Source organism: Streptomyces sp. (genome assembly GCF_019510245.1).
Lineage (GTDB): Bacteria > Actinomycetota > Actinomycetes > Streptomycetales > Streptomycetaceae > Streptomyces.
The window spans coordinates 1-3,811 of sequence record NZ_JAEKKT010000268.1 but is presented as its reverse complement, the minus strand read 5'-3'; the positions used below and the strand labels follow the sequence as shown (position 1 = coordinate 3,811).

Annotated in this window: 2 protein-coding genes and 1 pseudogene; all 3 read left to right on the top strand. The window is 68.7% G+C overall.

Going from position 1 to position 3,811, the window contains the following annotated elements:
* Positions 1 to 321 (top strand): annotated as a pseudogene (locus JF597_RS48485) (ABC transporter permease); the annotation flags it as partial.
* A 293-nt stretch (positions 322 to 614) separates the two neighbouring features.
* Complete coding sequence (locus JF597_RS48480) at positions 615 to 1,844, top strand: ABC transporter substrate-binding protein (protein WP_294012094.1); 1,230 nt, start codon at positions 615 to 617, stop codon at positions 1,842 to 1,844.
* Between the two features lie 75 nt (positions 1,845 to 1,919).
* On the top strand, positions 1,920 to 3,811 hold a 1,892-nt coding region (locus JF597_RS48475), incomplete at its 3' end, for an ABC transporter permease (RefSeq protein WP_294012091.1).

Below are 3,811 nucleotides of genomic sequence, written 5' to 3'. Positions count from 1 at the left end.
GTGGTCGTCTACGTGAGCATCGCGCTGTTCGGCCTGGCCGCCGGCGGCCTGTTCATCTCCACTCTCACCGAGAACGCGATCGCGGCCATGGCGACGACGGTCGGCATCGTGATCCTGTCGGCGCTGCTCGAGGCCGTTCCGCAACTGTCGGCGATCCATCCCGCACTGTTGACGCACAACTGGCTCGGGTTCGGGGAACTCCTGCGCCGGTCGATCTCGTTCTCCGACCTGGCGCGGTGGACGGGCCTGCACTTGGCCTACGCGGCGGTGTTCCTCAGCCTCGCATGGTCGAGGATCACCTCGAAGGACGTCACGTCCTGACGGCTTGAGACGCGCGCGTGGCTTGACCACCGCGGCGGCCCGCTCCGTCCCTCATCGGGGGCTTGAACGCGCCGAAACCCGGCCTTCGTAACAGGAGGACGCCGGGTTCTCGGGCGCGGCGACAGGGCCGGCGGCGGGCCCGGCCCTTGTTCTAACGCCTCTGCACAACTTTGTTACAGGCTGGCACGGAGGATTGAACGGAATTGTTGCAAAGCGTTAGATGAATGGTATCTAATCCTGACCAGTCCGACGGCTTCATCGTGAGAGCCGGCACATGACCAAGGGAGATCTCCATGATCGGCATGGTCAGGAAAACCGCGCTGGCGGCGGCGGCCGTCGCGACGCTCGCGTTGGCGGCCTGCAGCAGCAGCGCAAGCGGCGGCAAGGCGAGTGGCAGCGCAGGCGGGCCGACGGCGAAGGCCGGCAACGCCGCCGACTCGTCGCTGGCGCCGGTGACGATCGGTTACATCAACGAGGACAGCGGCCCGCAGGGCCAGCTCGACAGCCCCAACGGCGCGAGCGCCACCGTGGCCTACATCAATGCCGAGCTCGGCGGCATCGACAAGCACCCGGTCAAGCTCGTCAAGTGTTCGAGCGACGGCAGCGCCGAGGCGGTGCAGACCTGCGCCCAGCAGTTCCTGAACGACACGAAGATGCTGGCGGTCATCGTCGGCACGCTCCAGTCCGGTGACGACTCCCTGTACACGACCCTCGCCGGCAAGAAGGCGCTGATCGGGGCCACGCCGGCCAGCCAGGCGGCGTTCGGCGCGAAGGACGCCTACTGGTACGGCAGCGGATCCTTCGGCGTCATCCCCGGCTTCGGCGTGTTCGCCACCAAGCTGACCGGCGTCCACTCCGCGGCCATCGTGTATCTCGACGTCCCGTCGCTCAAGGCGACCGTGACCGGGCTGTTGAAGCCCGTCCTCGACAAGGCCGGGATCAAGACGAAGCTCGTGCCCCTGTCGCTCACCGGCACGGACGCCGCGGGACCGCTCACCGCGGCCGGCGCGAGTTCGGCCGACCTGCTGATCCCCATCACCGGGGCGCCGCAGTGCATCCAGATCGCGAAGGCGGTCGCCCAGCTGAACATCAAGGCCAAGGTCGTCGCCTCGCCCATCTGCATGGACGAGTCGGTGCTGAAGGCCGTCGGATCGCTCGAGAAGAACTGGTACGAGGTTCAAATCGGGACGGGGACCGCGAGCGCGAACAGCGACCTGACGCTGTTCAAGCACATCCTCAGCAAGTACGGCAACGGTCACGACGGCCAGTACGCCTACGCGATCGGCCCGATCACGCTGACGTTGGCCAAGCAGCTGCAGCAGATCGGCTACAGCAAGCTGACCACCGACTCGGTGCGCCAGGCGATCAAGTCCTACACCGGGCCGGTGCCACTGATGGCTCCGTCCATCCAGTGCGGTGCCTTCCCCGCGGCGCCGTCGGTCTGTAACGCCTTCATCCGGGCCTACCAGTGGGACGGCTCGAAGCTCATCGACGCGTCGAAGGGCTACATCAAGATCGGGTGAGTGCGGTGGCCACCGCTTCGGCGGTGGCCACCCCATCCGCACCTAGGCACTACGGCACGACGGGAGGTCAGCGGGATGTTCGAGAAGGTCCTGACGTTCCTGGTCCTCGGGCTGGGGGAGGGGGCGCTGATCTCGGCCGTCGGGTTGGGTGTCGTCCTGACGTTCCGCGGCTCGGGCGTCGTCAACTTCGCCACCGGCGCGATGGCGATGTACGCGTCGTACGTCTACTCCGACCTGCGCGTCAACGGCGACCTCTTCCTGCCACCGCTGCCGGGCGTGCCGACGAAGATCCACTTCGGCGGGCCGCTCTCCTTCTGGCCGGCGACGATGGTCTCGCTCCTCGTCGCCGCCGTGATGGGCGTGGCGTTCCATCTGCTGATCTTCCGGCCGCTGCGGCACGCGCCGGTACTGGCCAAGGTGGTGGCGTCGATCGGGCTGATGCTCACCCTGCAGGCCATCGTCGTCCACCGCTTCACCGGCAACGTCGCGCCCGACGTGAACGAGATCCTGCCGTCCACGTCGTTCCATCTGTTCGGTGCGGTCGTTCCCTGGGATCGCATCGTGCTCGCGGTCATCGTCGTCGTCGCCGCGGCCGCGCTGTGGGCGGTGTACCGCTTCACCCGGTTCGGGCTGGCGACGCAGGCAGCGGCCGAGAACGAGAAGGGCGCCGTCCTGCTCGGCTTCCCGACCGACCTGCTGGCCGGCGCGAACTGGGTGCTGGGCAGCGTCCTCGCCGCCCTCATCGGCATCCTGGTCCGCGGCATCATCCCGCTCGAGCCGAACCTGCTGACCCTGCTGATCGTCCCCGCGCTCGCCGCGGCTCTGACCGGCGGTTTCGCCTCGTTCGGCATCACGGTCGCGGCCGGCCTGGCGATCGGCATGCTGCGCTCGCTCGTCGTCTTCCTGGAGACGCTGTCCTGGTGGCCGAAGTCCGGTGGCACGCCGATCCCCGGAGTCGGCGAGGCACTGCCGTTCGTCGTCATCGCCTTGGTGATGGTCGTCCGCGGCCGGTCATTGCCGACGCGCGGCGCCGTGGACGCCGGCCGACTGCCATTCGTACCCCGCCCGATCCATCTCGCCCGGGGCACGGCGATCTGGGGCGTCGCGTGCGCTGTTGCGCTGCTGACGCTGGACTTCGGCTGGCGCGGCGCGATCATCAACAGCCTGACCGGCACGCTGCTCGTCCTGTCCTTCGTCGTGATCACCGGGTGGGTCGGCCAGATCTCGCTCGCCCAGCTGGCCCTCGCCGGCGTCGCCGGGTTCACCGTCTCCAAGCTGGCCCACGACCACGGCGTCCCCTTCCCCCTCGCGCCGCTGCTGGCCGCGCTGGTGGCGGCCGGCGTCGGCGTCGTCGCCGCCCTGCCTGCGCTCCGGGTCAGGGGGGTCAACCTCGCCGTGGTGACCCTCGCCGCCGCGGTGACCCTCGAGGAGATGGGGTTCAAGAACACCGCGATCTCCGGCGGCTCGGCCGGCGCCCTCGTTCCCTCGCCGAGCCTGTTCGGAGTCCGGTTCGGGCCCACGAACCATTTCTTGTTCGGCAGCGACAAGATCCCGACCGCCGGGTTCGGTCTGGCGCTCTTGCTGATCGTCGTCCTCATGTGCGTTCTGGTCGCCAACCTCCGGCGAGGGGCGACCGGTCGCCGCCTGCTGGCCGTGCGCTCCAACGAGCGGGCCGCCGCCGGCGTGGGTATCGACGTCGGCCGCACGAAGTTGCTGGCGTTCGGGCTGGCCGCCTTCGTCGCGGGCATCGGTGGCGCTCTCATCGGGTACAAGATCCAGGCGCTGAGTGCGGACAGCTACGACGTCTTCGCGTCCTTCAGCCTGCTCGCAGCCGCCTACCTGGGCGGCATCACCAGCGTGAACGGCGCGGTCGTCGGCGGGTTGCTGACCACCGGCGGAGTGTCGTTCTACTTCCTGCAGCGCTACGTCGGTGTCGGCCCGGAGTTCCAGTTCCTCATCGGCGGCCT

Bases quoted from the DNA above. Each gene is read 5' to 3' on its own strand.
- JF597_RS48480 (WP_294012094.1), top strand. From the start codon at position 615: ATGATCGGCATGGTCAGGAAAACCGCGCTGGCGGCGGCGGCCGTCGCG.